General features: G+C 42.3%; 14 protein-coding genes. 6 read left to right on the forward strand and 8 right to left on the reverse strand.

The window, feature by feature from the left end:
* Nucleotides 1-346: 346 nt before the first annotated feature.
* The gene (locus QL982_RS09060) at nt 347-910 is read left to right on the forward strand and encodes an NUDIX hydrolase (protein WP_290163728.1); all 564 of its coding nucleotides are present in this window, start codon (nt 347-349) and stop codon (nt 908-910) included.
* Between the two features lie 129 nt (nt 911-1,039).
* On the opposite strand, the gene QL982_RS09065 is transcribed toward QL982_RS09060, so the two are convergent.
* A complete protein-coding gene (locus tag QL982_RS09065; protein WP_290163726.1) occupies nt 1,040-2,416 on the reverse strand; it encodes a serpin family protein in 1,377 nt (458 codons plus the stop codon).
* A 189-nt stretch (nt 2,417-2,605) separates the two neighbouring features.
* Complete coding sequence (locus QL982_RS09070) at nt 2,606-5,683, reverse strand: insulinase family protein (protein WP_290163724.1); 3,078 nt, start codon at nt 5,681-5,683, stop codon at nt 2,606-2,608.
* A gap of 291 nt (nt 5,684-5,974) precedes the next feature.
* Here QL982_RS09070 and QL982_RS09075 point away from each other — a divergent pair, with 291 nt between their 5' ends.
* Together QL982_RS09075 and QL982_RS09080 are read left to right on the forward strand one after the other, a co-directional pair.
* A complete protein-coding gene (locus QL982_RS09075; RefSeq protein ID WP_290163722.1) occupies nt 5,975-6,436 on the forward strand; it encodes a universal stress protein in 462 nt (153 codons plus the stop codon).
* A gap of 99 nt (nt 6,437-6,535) precedes the next feature.
* Entirely contained in the window at nt 6,536-6,997 is a 462-nt protein-coding gene (locus QL982_RS09080; RefSeq protein WP_057761630.1) for a universal stress protein, read from the forward strand.
* Between the two features lie 110 nt (nt 6,998-7,107).
* Here the strand turns inward: QL982_RS09080 and QL982_RS09085 are convergent, their stop codons facing one another.
* Nucleotides 7,108-8,043, reverse strand: a complete 936-nt coding sequence (locus QL982_RS09085) for a LysR substrate-binding domain-containing protein (RefSeq protein ID WP_290163719.1) — start codon at nt 8,041-8,043, stop codon at nt 7,108-7,110.
* A gap of 233 nt (nt 8,044-8,276) precedes the next feature.
* On the opposite strand from QL982_RS09085, the gene QL982_RS09090 reads away from it, so the two are divergent.
* Nucleotides 8,277-9,362 (forward strand): YeiH family putative sulfate export transporter, encoded by a 1,086-nt coding sequence (locus QL982_RS09090; RefSeq protein WP_290163717.1) that lies wholly within the window; start codon nt 8,277-8,279, stop codon nt 9,360-9,362.
* Nucleotides 9,363-9,600: 238 nt separating this feature from the next.
* Here QL982_RS09090 and QL982_RS09095 read toward each other — a convergent pair whose 3' ends face one another.
* Entirely contained in the window at nt 9,601-9,810 is a 210-nt protein-coding gene (locus tag QL982_RS09095) for a cold-shock protein (protein WP_010201661.1), read from the reverse strand.
* Between the two features lie 244 nt (nt 9,811-10,054).
* Complete coding sequence (locus tag QL982_RS09100; RefSeq protein WP_290163712.1) at nt 10,055-10,477, reverse strand: YbaN family protein; 423 nt, start codon at nt 10,475-10,477, stop codon at nt 10,055-10,057.
* A gap of 336 nt (nt 10,478-10,813) precedes the next feature.
* On the opposite strand from QL982_RS09100, the gene QL982_RS09105 reads away from it, so the two are divergent.
* Nucleotides 10,814-12,886, forward strand: coding sequence for a carboxypeptidase-like regulatory domain-containing protein (locus QL982_RS09105; protein ID WP_290163710.1), 2,073 nt, complete (start codon nt 10,814-10,816; stop codon nt 12,884-12,886).
* Between the two features lie 93 nt (nt 12,887-12,979).
* Here the strand turns inward: QL982_RS09105 and QL982_RS09110 are convergent, their stop codons facing one another.
* Entirely contained in the window at nt 12,980-14,275 is a 1,296-nt protein-coding gene (locus tag QL982_RS09110; protein WP_290163708.1) for a VWA domain-containing protein, read from the reverse strand.
* A 318-nt stretch (nt 14,276-14,593) separates the two neighbouring features.
* On the opposite strand from QL982_RS09110, the gene QL982_RS09115 reads away from it, so the two are divergent.
* Nucleotides 14,594-15,724 (forward strand): sterol desaturase family protein, encoded by a 1,131-nt coding sequence (locus tag QL982_RS09115; protein WP_290163706.1) that lies wholly within the window; start codon nt 14,594-14,596, stop codon nt 15,722-15,724.
* A gap of 226 nt (nt 15,725-15,950) precedes the next feature.
* Here QL982_RS09115 and QL982_RS09120 read toward each other — a convergent pair whose 3' ends face one another.
* Both QL982_RS09120 and QL982_RS09125 read right to left on the reverse strand, forming a co-directional pair.
* Nucleotides 15,951-16,127 carry a hypothetical protein gene (locus tag QL982_RS09120; protein ID WP_290163704.1) on the reverse strand — a complete coding sequence of 59 codons (177 nt, stop codon included), beginning with the start codon at nt 16,125-16,127 and terminating at the stop codon, nt 15,951-15,953.
* Nucleotides 16,128-16,252: 125 nt separating this feature from the next.
* Entirely contained in the window at nt 16,253-17,506 is a 1,254-nt protein-coding gene (locus QL982_RS09125; protein ID WP_290190276.1) for a nitrilase-related carbon-nitrogen hydrolase, read from the reverse strand.
* Nucleotides 17,507-17,931: the final 425 nt, after the last annotated feature.

The following is a 17,931-nucleotide window of genomic DNA, read 5'->3' on the forward strand; positions in this document are numbered from 1 at the left end:
TACTTTAGATACTTTGGATACTTTAGATACTTTGGATACTTTAGATACTTTGGATACTTTGGATACTTTGGATACAAGGAAGCCGAGTGAAAGTACGACGAATAGTAGGCTAAGCGAGACTGACACCGTACCCAATTTATAGAGGATTGACTATAGCTTGCCTATCTGTGAAATGATGCGTTACTGTTATCTTGATTCTGTCCACTGGTAATATGTGCTATCTTAAGGCAATAGCTGCTCATTAGAATAGGGCGTGTTGAACCGACTATAGCAGCACTTCAAAATATAGGCCTTATAGCCTATCAAAATCATTATGCACAATAACTTTTATAACAAGGTAGTCGATATGCGCTATTGTCTCCAATGCGGTCATGAAGCAGAACGAAAAATTCCACCTACGGATAATATGCCGCGCTTGGTGTGTCCAAATTGCAACTATGTCCACTACGAAAATCCAAAAGTTATCTGTGGTTCGCTGGTCGTACACAAGGGTAGAGTGCTGCTATGCCGCAGAGCCATTGAGCCCCAGTATGGCCTATGGACGATACCTGCAGGCTTTATGGAAAGCGGCGAAACCATGGCCGAAGGTGCCGCGCGTGAGAGCTATGAAGAAGCAGATGCGGTGGTGCTACATCCGCATTTATACTGCCTTTATGATTTGCCAGATATTGGGCAGATCTACTCTATCTATCTAGCCGATCTAAAAGATGGCGCGTATGGTATTGGCTCAGAAAGCCTAGACTGTGCACTGTTTAGTGAAGAAGATATCCCATGGGACAAACTGGCTTTTGAAGCCGTTCGCCGTACTCTAAAGAGCTACTTTGAAGACCGAAAAAATTTCGAGCTGCATGCTGACTTCCCTATTCATCAAGACCGAATTGGCAAAGATCTGAGTATCAAACGGTATTAGGGTGCGTTGATTCATTACGTTCTTAGCGTAACCAAAAAAAAGAGCCGCTATTTTATAAAAATAGGGGCTCTTTTTTATGTTGAAAACTGGAGGATATAGGCTTAATTCAAATAGTTATTTGATACAACATCAGTCACTAGACGGCCTTACCATCTGTCCCATAAATAAAATAGCATTGGTTGGCGCATGATAAATCATATAAATAAATGGGTGATCCGCCTTAAATACAATGGGAATGACAGGCTCCTCATCTTCTTCAGCTGAAGCAGCCATGTCCATCACTGTGGTGGCTGCTGCCTCTGTTCCCAATTCATCCACCTCTATCACGGCCTGATGGACGACTTTATCAAATACCAGCGGTACAGTTTCGTGATACCCTGAAAAATTAGCAGCAGGTGAAAAAGCCGTTGGCATGCCCATCGTCATTAGCTTATCAGCCAATTCTTCATCTCTTACATTCATTTTAAATTTGGGCAGATATAAATTGATATCCTCGTAATCAGACTTTGCTTGCCATGATGTTATTTTTTCAGTCGTTAACGATGCCATCAACTGCTGTAAGCCTTGCTTATCGGCTATTTTGGGCAGTATCACCATCATCGATATCTCTTTCCCTACGTAGGGCAAATCGATGACCTGTGCTTGCTTATCTTCCACGTATTGGAATCCATTGTACTGATGCATCATATCTACCATCGGCGCACCGGTAGCGCTACCTGTCATCTGGAACGTCTCAAATGGCATCGACTCAGTGCTACCATCATAAAACTCATGGTACCAAGCCCCTTTAAAATAAAGGGCATTGGTCAACACACTGCGTGTTGCCTCATCAACGCCATTGATCGGTATAATCTGTGGGATAAGATCATGAGTCTGTTTAGCAATCGCGCGATTGATGGTTGTTCTTGCCGACTCTGGATCGTACATAAAATCTACTGGATTAACTTCTGCCTGTAAATAACGATTTATACTATCTAAGTAAGTTGGATTTGGATCCAATCCTTGCTGCACCCATAATCCATTAGTACTAGACAGCATGTAGTCTACATTAGGTCGGTTTAGTTGATTATAAAGTGCTGCAGCATTAGGCAGCATCTGATCTATAGCTGAATAATCAAAAACTTGCTGTATTTCATCGTAGGTATCGCCTTTAGCACCTACATATCCAAGTGCCATGGCTGAAGATATGCTGTAAGGAGAAAACACAAGGTTGTCTAATGTGTCCTCTTTCGTTAACTGGTGATACATCTTGATCGCAAAGTTATTATTAGCGGTCGCAATACGTTGGATGCCCTCTGCTGTGGCTGCTGACTCGTCCGCTGGCGTAAACTCCTTTTGTAAATAAGCCGATGCACTTTCTGTCTCATCCTCTATAAAGACATCATCTTCGATAGCCGCTTCGGTGGCTGACACCGTAGATGTATCTGATGCATCACAACCTGTCATTAATAGTGCCAGTATTGACACAGGTACGCTTGCCCAACGGATAGCTTTATAAAACCTCATTATATTCCTTATACTTTAGGGCGTATCTTCAATTCATTCGATAGTCATCTAAATGGGCTAAAAATAGCCCCATCTTAAATTATTTACAGCCAAAATAAAAGCAGACAATATTTTAGTATTGTCTGCTTATTTAATGATCACTATCAAGATTTGGCTTTTATTTAAAGACTTCTTATATAAAAAATGATATTAGCTCTTTATTTTGCAAACCTCAAAGCCAAGATTTTTAACGGCCTCTTCTTTATCATAAGGCGCTAATACTGCACGTACATGATCCTGCCCTTGCAGATATTGCTTGGCAACGCGCTGTAAATCCGCAACCGTCACTGACAATATTGACGCACGCATTTTACGCTGCCAATCGACACCGCGATGATGCAGATTTGTAAAGCATGCTTTGATCGCCTCGCCTGCTGGAGAACCTGGTTTATCCATACCTGAGATAATACCCAATATGGCCTCTTCCAACTGCTCGTCGGTCTGAGGTTCATTTAATAACCATTCGATACTGGCATCAAAATGAGCGAAGGTCTCAGCGCACTGCGGATCACGGTAGCTAAAGAACTTAAAGGCACAAGCGTTGGCATCGTAACCCGCACCACCACCATAAGCACCGCCGCGCTCACGAATAGCACTATGTAGATAGCCATTACGTAAGTAAGGTGCTAATACCATTAATGCTGCCGTGTCAGGATGGTCAGCAGCAGGCACGGTATAAGCACTGGCATTATGATAGACGTTGGTTGGTACTAGCCAAGCCAAATCCTCAACATTGAGCGCCACACCATTTTCTAGTGCTTTGACCGCGTCTTTCTCACCGTTCAGCGCTGTATCAAGTTGCAAATCTGCAAACTCGCTCGGGATACTGTCTTCAATGCCATTCTCAGAACTGCGGAGCTGCTCGGCAATCTTTGGCGCTTGGCTGTCTTTCCAACTATCGACAATCAAACCGCTTAAACGTTCGCTTTGCTCTGCTTCACAGATGATAACGGCGTGCTTAGGTAAGCTGATCAGACGTTGATGTAAATCCATCAAGCTCGTAGCCAATTGATCCCACTGGGCATCATCTGTACTAGCATGTGCTAAGAAATCTTTAAGCGCGTTCAATGCTGGCAAGCCGCTGCGCACATATTCCAACTGCGCTTGGCGACTCATACCACGACTAGCCGTTTGCATCGCATAAGAATGCCCTGAGCCCGCTAGGTTTGACTGCCAACCCGCTTGACGCTGTTGCAAGATTTCTTTGATACGGTCATGCTCAGAGAAGATACTGTGCTCCATCACTTCTTTGAGCAAATCAATTGCTTCAGGCTTACGATTTAGCGCACGCGTTGCCACAACGAAATAGCTGCTAATCGCTTGGCTATCATCGATATTGGTACGCTGGCTAATACGAGCAGTCACACCAGAAGAATGCGCCGCTTGCTTCGCTTGCATTTCATGAGCACTTAGCGTGTCCGTACCTAACTCTGACAACAGACTTAAATAGATAGGCAGCAATGGATGATTGATCACATCATTGACTGGTAGCGCATCTGCGTTCGCATTACCAATCGCATCGGTCAACGGGATGATGACTTGATAATAGTAGATACCGTTAGTACCTGCTTCATATTCAAATAAAGTGCTGTCTTGCCCGCTTAAACTCACCTGCTTTTGCGTGCCTTGTTTAAAGCTAATATCCGTTGGCACATCTTCTAAACCAACTTTTGGCAATAAGCTTAAATCATCTGGCGCGGCTTGACGTGCGGCCAAATCTAAGGCTTGTTGCTTTAAAATAGCTTTATCATCAGCGGTCAGATCCATCGCGATAGTATCTAAACGAGTCTGTTCAGCTGCTGCCAAACGGGCTGTTTTTTCGCTATCAGGGGTCATCGTTACACGTACACGATGCTGATTTTCCAATAGATGCGTCTTGATTAAATTCGGTAGCCACTGCGGATCGACGACTTGCTCACGTAGCCACTGCAAATGTTCGTCTACTTCCCACACGTCGATAGGATTGCCGTCATGAATAGCGGTACTAAAGCCCTCCAGCATGAGGTTCAGACCATAAGGGATGCTATCGCCGCCGATATGGCGCTGATCAATCTCGATTTGGTGCAGAATAGTTTCGATGGTTTCGTCATCGACTGGTGAATTGGCCACTTCGGTCAGCAAGTCGATAATACCCTGCTCTACCGCTTCGGCGTGCTCAGGGTTGGAGCCGCGCAGTCCCGTATAAAAGACCATTTCGTAATGACTGTCATCAAGTCCCAATAGCGGACTTGGTGCTTTACCCAGTGGATGGCTATCAAGATAAGCACGCAATGGCGAGCCCGCATGCTCAATCAGCACACCCTCTAACAGACGTAATGCCAAGCGCTGCTTGGGATCAGTAATCGATGGTAGCAACCAAGCAAGCACATGATGGGTTTGATCTGGGCCAGCTTCGTCCGCAGTATAAGTGTCTACCGCGCTAACGGGCGCAGATAAGCGCTGCTCTGGACGCGATACATGCTTTTTGCCCGCTTCAAACTGAATCAAGGCATCTTCGTGTATTTTGACTTGTGTCTCAGCAACAGGAATATTACCGAAACTCATGATGACACTGTTTGACGGATGATAATGGCTTTGATGGAACTCGGTCAGCTCAGTGTGCGTCAAGTCAGGGATATCGGCAGGATCGCCGCCTGAATTATAGTGATAGGTCGTCGTTGGAAACAGATGATGAGCAACCGTATGATATAGCTGATCAATCTCGCCACTCATCGCGCCTTTCATCTCATTAAAAACGATACCTTTAAACTGTGGCTTGTCATTTTCGTCAAGCTCTACGCGAATGCCTTCTTGAGCAAAATCGAGCGGATGGATATTTGGGAAAAACGACGCATCAAGATACACAGCGAGCAGGTTAAAATAGTCGTTTTTGTTTTGCGTCGCATACGGATAGGCCGTCCAATCAGCGGCGGTCATCGCATTCATAAAGGTATTGAGCGAACGTTTAATCATTGAAAAGAACGGATCACGGACAGGGAATTTGTTCGAACCACATAATGCCACGTGTTCTAAAACATGCGCCTCGCCTTTTGAGTCCATTGGCTGGGTGCGAAAACCGACCAAAAATGCATTTTCATCACTTGGGTGTGCCAGATGATAATGCATCGCTCCTGTTTTTACATGCTGACTGATCAGCACATCCATCGATAGCGCCTCAATATGGCGATGCTCAATCAGCTCAAATGCTGGATGCAGCGTTAAATCAGCAGTAAATGGCGTGTCCGTCATAGTTATCCTTATCGCTTATCATGCGTATAGTGCCCTGACTATCAGGGAAAATAGAGTAATAAATTGGCTAAAAAATCGTTGGCTTAGCGCTATTAGTGGGGCTGCGACATGGATAAGTCAAGGCGGCAGTCACACAATAATCCACCACATAATCTACGTTCCTATCAACTTTAGCTATTAAAGCCTTAAGGTTACAAATCCATCAATATCCACAATTTTATTATGGATTTATCACTTAACAAAGGTGATTTGCACTGCTACTATAAAGTTAACTATTAATAGGAGTACCTTATGAGCTACCAACACGTTTTACTGGTCACTGACTTACTATCCGATGCGGACAAAGTGGCGCTAAAAACCAAGCGTATCCTCGCAGGCTCTCCTGAAGCCCGACTGTCCGTCTTGCATATAGTCAAAGATGACATGGTGCGCTTCGGTTATGAGCTGGTGCCTTCCTCTAGCCTATCAGGTGATGTCGATAGTGAAAAGTGGCAAGAAGCTCGAGCAAATCTAGCACAGTTCTTGGAGCGCAATGAGCTGAGCGCAGTCGACGCTGAGGTAACTGCTGCTATTTCTAACAGCAAAGGCATCATTGATTACTGTCATGAAAAGGACGTCGACTTACTTATTATCGGACGCCATGAGCGCCATGGTATTGCTGCTTGGTTGGTGGGTGCGACCGCTGATAGTATCTTGCCGAACGCCCCTTGCGACAGCTTGATTGTTAAGCTTGATCAGCCTGTATCAGAATAATCGGCATCGCTCTAATCCGCTGCTAAAGACGACAAGCTTCACTTAACAGCACCCTATAGTAGTGCTATAGTAAATACTATCTGACATGAGGAAGACGCTATGAGTTACGAACATATTTTACTGGTCACCGACTTACTCTCTGATGCGGATATCGTCGCACAAAAGGCCAAACGCATCGTCGAAAACCGTCCAGGCTCTAAGCTATCTGTTTTGCATATTGTCAAAGACACTATGGTTGGCTTCGGCTATGAGCTGGTGCCTGCCTCTAGTCTATATGATGAGATTGATGATGAACGCTGCCAAGAAGCACGCGCAAAGCTGGCGCAATTCCTTGAACGCAATCAGCTAAATGCCGCAACGTCGGAAGTCACGACTGCCATCTCTAGCAGTGAAGGTATCGTCAGCTACTGCCATAAACATGATGTCGATCTATTGGTCATCGGTCGTCATAAGCGTACCGGTATCGCTGCATGGATCAGTGGCGCAACGGCAGATAATATCTTGCCCAATGTACCTTGCGACAGCTTTGTAGTGAGACTGGACAAACCTGTTTCGGCATAACAATATGCTTTGATTGTCTTATATTATCTAAAGCATATCTTAAACAAAAAGGCGCAGCATCATAACTCATGCTGTGCTTTTTTATGGCTGATAGTTTTTAGAGTCATCATTTAATCTTGTTGAATAATATCTATAAAGGTTTGCCAAATGGGGCTTTGATGACGGGCTTTATGCCAGACCAGCCACCATGTACGCGATAGATCGATTCCTGCCACGGTCACTTGTACCAGCTTGCCTGTCGCCAGTTCCGTCTCAATCACATGCTGCGACAGACAGCCAAGTCCAATATCTGCGCTTACCATGTGCTTGATGGCCTCGGATTGATGTATCGCCTTGACCACTTCTGCATTGGGTAGATACTTTAGCAATTGCTCATCGATAATCTGCCGTGTGCCCGATCCTGCTTCACGCACTAACAACGGCAACTGCGCTAGCTGATGAATGCTCAGCTGATAGCAGTCCTCATCTTGGTTATAGGTAGCTAAATTCTTTAGCCACTTGCTATCACGTTTGGCAAATATCATCAGCGTATCAGTGCGCCACTCACGCTGCTCAATGGCTTTCATATCTACCGGACGCGGCATTCCTTCTACCAGCGCGATATCAATATTTAGTTGCTCAATTTCGCTCACCACTTCTTGCGTATTGGCAATATACATATCGACATTGGCATCGGGTAGCACCTCATATAGCTTGCCAAGCAATGACGGCAGCACATAGTTGCCGATAGTGGTACTGGCACCGATATGAATCTGTCCCGCTTGATACTGATGATAATGCTCAAGCGTAAGCGACTGCCCCAAAATAGCCTGTGCCTGTACATAAATGGGATGGGCATTGGGGTGTTGATTGAGCCGACGACCGACGCGCTCAAATAGCGGCATCTGTAGTCTAGACTCCAGCTCTGTCAGCGCACTACTGACCGCTGACTGTGATAAATGCAACTCCTCACTGGCACGGCTGGTGCTGCCTGTCTGATAAATACTGACAAAAACAGCAAGCTGCTTAAGCGTGATTTTTGGCACTGTCTGCACAGATTTTTTCATGTTATCGATGATGCCTTATGTTGGCTTATGTCAGTTTCTAGCCTGTTTTATTCGCTATACCTATCTTGGTTAAATCTTAATATTTTTACTATCAATCTTGAATCATCATAGCTGACCTAAAAAATCGATAATTTGTATCTTATTAATCTGTTTTTATTATAGATCGACTTATCTTATACTGTCTATTCATAAGCTTATGCTTATTTCGATTAATGACAATAGGACAACCTGTCATGAATGCCTTAACCAAAACAGTGACCAACTATTTTCCAAACAATCGGCACTTAGCAGGATTGGCTGTAGTGCTGGTCGGCAGTCTATTTTGTTTATGGCTCAATACTGGTCTAGATACTTGGTCAAACGGGCGCATCGTCGGATTATCCTCTCTAACATTAGCGATTCTGCTGGGTATGGTGTTGGGCAATACGGTGTATCCTAATTTCACTGAGCAACTAAATGCTGGCGTATGCTTTGCCAAAGGTCAAATCTTGCGCTTAGCGATTATGTTTTATGGGTTTAAGCTGACGATGACCCAAGTGGCTAGTGTCGGTATGCCAGCAATTATGACCGATGCACTGGTACTGACGTCGACCTTTCTATTGACCTATTGGCTGGGTACGAGATGGTTAAAAGTCGATAAAGAAACAACTCTATTAATTGGTTCAGGCGCGAGCATTTGCGGAGCAGCCGCAGTCATCGCCGCAGAGCCAGTGGTCAAAGCAGAAGCACATAAAGTCACTATTGCTGTGGCAACCGTCGTCGTCTTCGGCACTATCGCGATGCTGCTTTACCCTTTTTTGTACCATCTTGGCTGGTTACAGCCTTGGCTAAATGCTCAGCAATACGGCATCTATACTGGCTCGACCATACACGAAGTCGCGCAAGTCGTGGTCGCAGGTAACGCGATCAATCCTGAGGTTGGCAGTACAGCCGTCGTGACCAAAATGATACGCGTCATGATGCTCGCCCCTTTTCTACTGATTTTATCCTTTGCTTTGACCAAGGGTGACAATGACAGTCATGGCGAGACATTGTCATTTGTAGACCGCATCAAACAAGTCAATGTGCCATGGTTCGCCTTTATTTTTATTCTTATCGTTGTATTGCACACATGGGTACCGATGTCTGACTGCTTTGAGCAGAGCATGGTCAAGTTTGATGATGTATTGCTAACGATGGCTATGTTTGCACTAGGTCTGACCACTCATCTGAGCGCGATTAAGCAAGCTGGCGTTAAGCCACTCATCTTGGGGGCTATTATGTTTGCTTGGTTAATCATCGGCGGTGGTCTGATTAATATTGCTATCAGCTCTATCTGATAGATTAACTTCTTTAGCGCTACGCTAGCCCTAGCTCTAATAACTCGTTATTCACCACACTCTCTAAAAACAAAAATGCCTACAACTATCGAAATAGTACGTAGGCATTTTTGATTCTATATTTTGATGTCAGAGCCATGTGATATTTAACGGCTCATATCAAATGACAGACGTAAAAAAACGAACCCGAAGGTTCGCTTTTTTCACATCTATTCATCTATCTGTCTATAAAGACAAATTAGATAGCAACGATGTTATGTGCTTGTGGGCCTTTTTGACCTTGAGTTACAGTGAACTCAACTTCTTGGCCTTCAGCTAAAGTTTTGAAGCCTGAACCAGTGATTTCGCTGTAATGAGCAAAAACGTCTGCGCCAGTTTCTGGAGCGATAAAACCAAAGCCTTTAGCTTCGTTGAACCACTTAACTGTACCTTTTTGAGTATCTGACATATTGATAATCCTACTTTTTAATTTATTAATGGCCTAGTGACCGGTAACGCTTGCAAATAGCTACTGAACGATAAATATTAAAACGAAGGATTATAACTAATACTACGAGGTAATGATTTGGTGCAGAACTGCTCTTAAGCTTGGGCGTATTATAAGGGGTACATCCCAGTATCGCAAGTCTTATCTCATGTTTCGTGTAACCAGAGCCATTTATTGACTGATTTTTTCTAAAATTGCAAGGATTTTAGGCGTTTGGCAAACGGAATAAATATATCGCTACCCCACTACACACAACGGCTACCAGCCATGCCACCCACATCATATCGGCAGGTAAACGATAAAACAACATAATTGTCGATATGGCCATCATTATGGTTGCCAAACACTTGGCATAAAGTGGCACAGCATGATTTTCTTCCCAATCACGGACGAATTTGCCAAAGTATTTATGATTGATCAGCCAAAAATGAAAGCGTCGAGAGCTGCGCGCCCAGCAGCCCGCTGCCAGAAGTATAAAAGGCGCGGTCGGCATCACGGGCAACAATATGCCGATCAGACCTAAGATAAAAAACATCCAGCCCAGTATGACAAACAGCCAACGCACGGTTGGATGCTTGTGTTGATTGGTCTTTGGTCGGTAATAAAAGGTACGTTTTTTTTCAGTCATAACAAGCATATCAGTTGTCGATAGAGATCAAGTAGCCACCGCTACCTATATAGGTCGCTAAGCATGCGATATCGCTCAAAAACGCACAAGCGTAATTTTGCATCTTTATGTCGTTTTTTTATGAGCCAATTAAAGTCAGGACACCCAAAGTCAATAAAACCAAATTTTAGTTCAATTTTGTTAGAAAAATATCGTAAAGTCAGGCATACTCTGCATGCCACTATTTGCTTCAATCGTAGCAGTTGATAGAAAGCAGCTAATCATAGCTCCTATTCTATTATCAACAGATTTTCAATAATTATATCCACAGTATCGTAAATAATTAGAGACCCTATCATGATTAAGATCACTTTGCTTACAGCCAGTATGCTGGTAATAACCCTATCCTTAACTGCATGTGGTGATGATAATAAAAACAATGATACGGTGGCTCAACCTGAAAACACAGATGTCGTTAAGCAGCAGAGTATCTATGGCATCGTCACTGACAATAGTGGCAACCCGCTTGTTGATGCCACTATTAAGATTGGCAAATATATAGTAATGACAGACAACGCTGGTAAATACGCATTGAGTATAGATGATGTCGTATCTAACCCTGTAATATTGGTGAAGAAGTCGGGATATTTAACGGCAGCACGTACATTAAACCTTATACCCAAGCATAAACATAGCTTTGATATTTCATTATCTGCCGATCAGGTCACTACGGCATTTACTACCGGTGCTGGCATCAATGAACTACAAGTATCAGGGGCTACGGTAAGCATTCCAGCGAATACTATCGTCAACGCCGACGGTAGCGACTACACAGGCACTGTGAATATCGCGGCCAATTACTATCACCCTGACTCTATAGCAGGTGCAAGAGCTTTTGCCCAGCCGTTTGCGGGTCAAGATGCTGATGGTAGCAATCCTACCAATCTGATCACTGTGGGCGTGATTGATGTCAAGCTGACTAACCCTACTACAGGAGCCAAACTTGATCTCAAAGAAGGCTCAACAGCCACTTTGACCTATCCCGAAGTAACTACTGATCAAGACTTAGCCTCAATACCTCTATGGTATTACGATGAAGAAAAAACTATTTGGGTAAAAGAGGGTGCGGCTATCCGTCAGACAGATGGCAGCTATAAAGGACAAGTGCCCCACTTCACGCTATGGAATCTTGATATTACTTTGGATGAGTATTACGCAATATTAGAAGGCTGTGTAATTGATGCCAAAACTAAAAAACCGTATACCAAAGATGATTTTTCTGGTCAGGTAACAGGGCGAGGCAGTTTCTTTAGTGCTGGTGGGGCTGATAGCGAAGGTAAATTTAGTATCAAAGTACCTTTTAATACGCCTTTAACCTTATCTTCTTATCTATATTCGGTTAAATTCAATACCATTCGAATTCCTGCCTTGGCACAAAATGGTACTTATCAAATCAATAATGGTAATTGTATCGAAATAGAAACTATTGATAGTGATGGTGAAATAGACCTGAATAATAGTGATGTGGGCGGGACATTTGATGAGCTACCGCTAGCGCCTGTCCCTGTGACACCTACACCTGTAATACCAGATATGCCATTTCAACCACCCACAGAACAAAATACGACCGGTTTAATTGGTTATATTTTTAATTTTGAAACTGATTCTGATAACGCTTCAGGGCTTGAAAATATCTCATTTAGTACCTTGAGTACTAAAAGCAGTAACTCGCTTAATAGCATTGAAAAATCATTATATGTCACCCAAGATTACGAGGGTGTTGAGGCAAAAAGCCTCCTTTTATTAACGACGATGGGGATAAGCCCTGCATTTAAATACTCTGTGACCACTGATAACGCCCTTAATATTGAGCAATTCAATACAGTTTTTAGCAATAATAGATATACGCAAAGCTTGAGCAATGGATACGTATCAACGGGGACTTATACCGATGTCTCACTTTCTGGTCAAAAAATTGGTAACGTATTTGCTCTTGAGAACAATGATGATGATTACAATGATATACCCGATAACGTGATTAACGCACTCAATAACTTGCCTACTTCATTGAGTGTATTTAGTAGTGGTGCCAGTTGTAAAAAGACACTTACTGGTAGCGTCAACGTCGATTATATTGAACTTATCGATAAGTTACCTACCTTAACCTTTGAACAAGCTATAGAAGGGTTTACCGATTCTAGAAGAGGCACATGGGCGGGAATACCTTGGAACGCTGGTGTGAGAGACCTTACTGATGACGATGCACCCATCGCGTATGTCAATTACAACGATGATGTATACGCAGGTTTTTATAATGAAGCTGCTCTTGGAGGCTTAAAAGAGTCAGAAAAAAATGATTGTGGGCTTTATAACGAAGTCGCCAAGAATCAAATTCTTACCGCTTTACGCACTGCCTATCCAACACTCTAAATATCTATAATCGGCTCAATTTTTAGTCAATAAAAAACCGCTGACCCTATCAGGTGAGCGGTTTTTTTATGTAGTGATAATAGAATAATAGGATTATTGCTGCACGATACCCAGTCGGCGCGCTTCTTTTAGCCACATTGGGAATTCTTCTAGCATGTTTTCATACAAGGCTTCTTCGCTGATATCGTCCAAATCATCTAGTTCAAAAAAGTCGCAATTATCAATCACGCGCCCTGCCATGTCGTCTAGTTTTTTTAGAATGCCATAACCACGACCACCCAAGCCCACAAACTGCCAAAATATCGGTAGTTTCGCGGCTTCCGTCATGACTCTCGTGATACCGCGATTGTCATTCACCCCGCCATCACTGATAAATAGCACGTAGACAGGCACATCCAAGCCGTCCTTTTGATAAAACTCCGTCACGGCTTTCATGACTTCTGCTTCATTATTGATGCGCGGGCCCAGTGCCCATTTGCGCCAGCCGCCATGAGCGTTGTCAATGAAACCATCATAGTTACTCAGCCCAATCTCGCCCAAATACTGCGGATCTCGGGCAAACGCCCAGCAGTCTAACGATTGGTCGTCATCGAAGCTCACTGCCAATGGCAATATGCGATTGACCACTTCTTGCACGCGGCCTTTTTTGTACTGTCTGTTCATTGAGCCTGAAGCATCTAACACCAATGCTACCTTTGCGGTTAATTGTTGCAATTGGCGTTTCTCAAGCGATATCGTGGCTTTTTTGGCCAGATTGACCAGTTTTGGCGCTTTGTCTAGCATGACCTTCTCTAATGACGGTTTTGCTTGAACTGGCGTGACGGTCGCCTCTACTGCTGTCGAGCTGCCCTCTTCTACATCGCCACCGAAATGCTGCACGATGGCGGCAAGTCCACCATTAAAGCCTTGCGCGACGTTGGATACTCGCCACACGCCACTCTTACGATAAAGCTGCATCAACATACTGGCTTGCTGCTGGGCAAAGTCTGCTGCTTGATACGCTGCCTGCGCCTTTTGCGACTGCTGCCAAATGCCAATCTCTAATGATTGAATTTGATTCAGCGGCGTGTCGGCTGATAATACAAAAAACAAGCTGTCTATATTCGCAGCCAGTTTGGATAAATTCACCTCAAACTCGGCTTGGATGCCTTTACTTGCCGTTGGCTGTGACTCGTAATGGGTGAGCTTGATTTGTCCACATGGTGAGGTTGGCTGATTGTAAAACACCATGTAATCATCATTGATCAGCTTGCCCGCTGCGTCTAAGGCAAAGCAACTGATGTCCATCTCTATTGGGCTTTGGCGAGTGAACTTGAGCGTGATGGGTGCGGTATCGTCAATAGCAAGATTGCTTAAAGGTGCGCGTTGTCCGACGGTGAGATGGTTCATGGTGTTCCTTACATAAGAGTTTTATTCTTTTAAAGATAATAGCTTAATTACTGGCAATAAAAAACCGCTACAGTGTTTGCTGTAGCGGTTTTAAAACCAGTTGAATAATCCTAACCAAAATATGATTCATTAACTACCTATATTAAGACTGATTTGTGAACTATCTTCTATTTCACAGAGGATGCTATCTAATAGCCAAAACGAATCATAATATCATCGCAATCTACTTTATTTACCTAACAATGTTGAGTAATTAACATATTCATTTGTGCTAAACAATGCTAAATTAGATCCAAATTGCATTAACAAATTAAACCTATGAGCAAACTACTCCGAAAGCACTTTGAAGACCGTGAAATAAAAAAAGGCTCAGGACAAGTATCCGCCTTTATTGCGTTGTCTTTAGGCATACTTGCCACGCTTGCTGCTCTGTGTTTTTTATTCCCCAATCTGCTAACTACGCCAGATTTCAGACCCTTATATAATGCAAATATTTTACGAAGCCTATTATTTGCCAGTGTGATTATCGGCTTTGTATCAGGTGTCATTAGCCTACTACGCAATCCGTCTAAGCGCTGGGGAATGGCGGGTATGTTACTCAATGCCTTTGCAGCGCTACTCGCATCAGGACAGATCGAGCCCAATTATTATGACCGTAGTATGTATGCAGGCTTGGACTATTTTATTTTAACGCTGGTAATTTCCGCATTGGTGTTTATTCCTATGGAGCGGTTTTATGCCAAATATAAGGAACAAAAACTGTTGCGATCTGGCTGGGTAACAGATATTAAATACTTCATGTTTAGCCATTTGGGTATTCAGTTACTGAGTTTTTTTACTATCATTCCTGCGCAGATTTTATTTAACCAATGGCTTAATCCTTCATGGCATCAGATTGTAAGTAGTCAGCCTTTAGTGCTGCAATTTATAGAGATTTTGATCGTGGTGGATTTTTTTAGTTACTGGATTCATCGCAGTATGCATAAAGTCCCGTCTCTGTGGCGCATACATGCTGTACATCATTCTTCGCATCACATGGACTGGCTAGCGGCAAGTCGGGTGCATGTGTTTGAGCTGATTGTGAATCGTTTTGTCGGTTATATTCCATTATTGTTTATGGGCTTCTCTCCAGCGGCAACTTATGCTTATCTGGTGTTTATCTCTTTTCACGCCATTTTTATTCATGCCAACGTACGTTTCCGCTTTCCGTATTTTCGCTGGGTGCTCGCAACGCCAGAGTTTCATCATTGGCATCATTCATCAGAAAAAGAGGCGTGGGATAAAAACTTTGCCGCCTTTTTGCCTATTTATGATGTGCTATTCAAAACCGCTCATTTGCCAGACCATTTACCCAAAAAATACGGTACGACGGCCAATACAAAAATACCAGAGGGCTTTGTGGCGCAGTTGGTATATCCGCTGCAACAGAAACAACGCAAGAAAAGTTGACCTGAATTTAGGCTCTTATCTGCTACAGGAGTGGTAAATTCCTTATGAATACCACGTACGCTACCGATTAGTTGCTGCCTCAGAAATAAAAAAGCCGCTACAGCATGACACGGTAACGGCTCTTTTGCCCTATGCAAGCTAAAAACTGAATTTCAGATACTAAGGGTGAGTTGCATATCGTAGGTTGGTGTGGAGCTTGCGACACCCAACGGTTTGATTATGATAATCAACTATAAAAGCTCATATAATCATCATTGATCAGTTTGCCCGCTGCGTCTAACGCAAAGCAGCTGATGTCCATCTCTATTGGGCTTTGGCGAGTGAATTTGAGGGTGATGGGTGCGGCATCGTCAATAGCAAGGTTGCTTAGAGGCGCGCGTTGTCCGACGGTGAGATGGTTCATGGTATTCCTTACGTTAAAGTGTTATTCCTTTAAAGATAATAGACTAATTACTGATATTAAAAAACCGCTACAGTATTTGCTGTAGCGGTTTTTTAATATCAGTATGACAGTTTAGTTCTACAATCTTAATCGCCATTTCTCTTATGTGAATTATTATAATTAAATCCAGGAGGTACACTTTTAAATTTGTTCGTTGATATGGATGTATAACCTGTTTTGCCAAACTGGAAGTCTCTCAGCTTAGATATATCAATGGTGGTTTTTAGTACGCATTCATTTTCACCACCTTTTAGATATAACATCTTCTTGAGTTCTGTTTTAGATGGTCTTAATACACAAGAACCGCCATATTGAGACGTGTTTACCTGTACAACATAACAATGCAAGTCTCTAACTACAGACTCCATAATATGATCATAATAATTAGTATCAGGGTTAAAAACAGAAGCAACCAATAAATCTATTTCATTCTTAAATATAGCTCTGTGAGTAAGATCAGCTAGTTCGTAACAATTGTAGGTAGCTAAGTAAGCTCCTCTCCATTTAACCTTGTGGTAATAAGAAAGTTTATCCAAACTAAAAGGTTCTGCAGGAGATTTTAAATGATATTCATTAATTAATTGATTTTCTCTAGGCGAATAATGATTTTTAAGTCTTGCAGTAAAAATATTCTTTCTGTAGCGCTTTACACCCTCAATATAGGGTAAATATTCAATCATAAAATTGTAAGCTATTTTATTATCAGAAACCCAATGTTCTAAACCAAATATCACTCCTATATTTCTTGTTCTTGAAAAAGATATGATGTACGGTAGCCAGAGTACAGGCACACTTACTTCAGGAAGGACTAATAGGTCACATTCATTTTTTTTAGCTGACTCTAAAATATTTTTTAATTTATTCCACCTTTTAATAGAAATGTTATGGGTTTGATCATGTCTGAGGTTCTTATATATATCAGATTCATCTACTCTTATGTTAGCTATGCCGATGCCGACTTCTCCTAATCTACTACTATCAGGTAGATTCACATCTACAACTTTCACAGAGCTTCTTGATAAATTTAAATTAGTTTTAACTTCAATACTATCTAAAGTAAATCCATACTGATAAGCATCTTTACATCCTTTGAACCATTCTTCAAAATCGAAAGTATACTCATTTTCATTTATTTTCGGAGAAGAGTTTATGTTTTCTAACAATTTCAGCAATTGAACTTCATCAAAATTAATAAATCTCGGCGAGTATTTTACTTTACCTTCATCAATCGATAAACTTGTAGAGACAAGTACTTCATTATGATCTACGAAGCTTCCATGGTAGTTACTGTAGTTTATCAGAGGCCATACAACCAAGTCATGATTGAAGATGTTGGTCACTTTAAATCGATGCGCTAATGTTTCTTCGCACATTGAAAGCGAAGAAACATTAACAAGAGTATTTCCTATTTCTATCTTTGGAAAACTCAGAGTCGGTGCTTTTCCTAAATCAAAACATATACTGTTATACTCTTCAAGAGACTTGATAATGCTTTTACGATACTTCTGACTCTCTACCTCAAGATCAGCTTTATTCGAGACTACAACTATCTCTAAATCTATTATTTTTTTAAGCTCTAATGCTTCTTTCAGTCTATTATTAATGAAAAGGTATTCATATATTTTATGCCAAAAACCATAAAACCTTAATATATTAAAACCTTTAAAAATATTCTTTATCTTGTAGTAAATATAGTCAAGCCTACTTAAAAGTGTTATAAACTAATTATCAAACTTAATTATTATTATAAAGACCATGACTTACT

Origin of the sequence: Psychrobacter sp. 5A.1 (assembly GCF_030407455.1) — a bacterium.
In the GTDB taxonomy this organism is placed as follows: Bacteria; Pseudomonadota; Gammaproteobacteria; order Pseudomonadales; family Moraxellaceae; genus Psychrobacter.

Coding starts and splice junctions, on each gene's coding strand:
- QL982_RS09105 (WP_290163710.1), top strand. CDS start 10,814: ATGATTAAGATCACTTTGCTTACAGCCAGTATGCTGGTAATAACCCTA.
- QL982_RS09080 (WP_057761630.1), top strand. CDS start 6,536: ATGAGTTACGAACATATTTTACTGGTCACCGACTTACTCTCTGATGCG.
- QL982_RS09060 (WP_290163728.1), top strand. CDS start 347: ATGCGCTATTGTCTCCAATGCGGTCATGAAGCAGAACGAAAAATTCCA.
- QL982_RS09115 (WP_290163706.1), top strand. CDS start 14,594: ATGAGCAAACTACTCCGAAAGCACTTTGAAGACCGTGAAATAAAAAAA.
- QL982_RS09110 (WP_290163708.1), bottom strand. CDS start 14,275: ATGAACCATCTCACCGTCGGACAACGCGCACCTTTAAGCAATCTTGCT.
- QL982_RS09085 (WP_290163719.1), bottom strand. CDS start 8,043: ATGAAAAAATCTGTGCAGACAGTGCCAAAAATCACGCTTAAGCAGCTT.
- QL982_RS09100 (WP_290163712.1), bottom strand. CDS start 10,477: ATGACTGAAAAAAAACGTACCTTTTATTACCGACCAAAGACCAATCAA.
- QL982_RS09090 (WP_290163717.1), top strand. CDS start 8,277: ATGAATGCCTTAACCAAAACAGTGACCAACTATTTTCCAAACAATCGG.
- QL982_RS09065 (WP_290163726.1), bottom strand. CDS start 2,416: ATGAGGTTTTATAAAGCTATCCGTTGGGCAAGCGTACCTGTGTCAATA.
- QL982_RS09070 (WP_290163724.1), bottom strand. CDS start 5,683: ATGACGGACACGCCATTTACTGCTGATTTAACGCTGCATCCAGCATTT.
- QL982_RS09095 (WP_010201661.1), bottom strand. CDS start 9,810: ATGTCAGATACTCAAAAAGGTACAGTTAAGTGGTTCAACGAAGCTAAA.
- QL982_RS09120 (WP_290163704.1), bottom strand. CDS start 16,127: ATGAACCATCTCACCGTCGGACAACGCGCGCCTCTAAGCAACCTTGCT.
- QL982_RS09075 (WP_290163722.1), top strand. CDS start 5,975: ATGAGCTACCAACACGTTTTACTGGTCACTGACTTACTATCCGATGCG.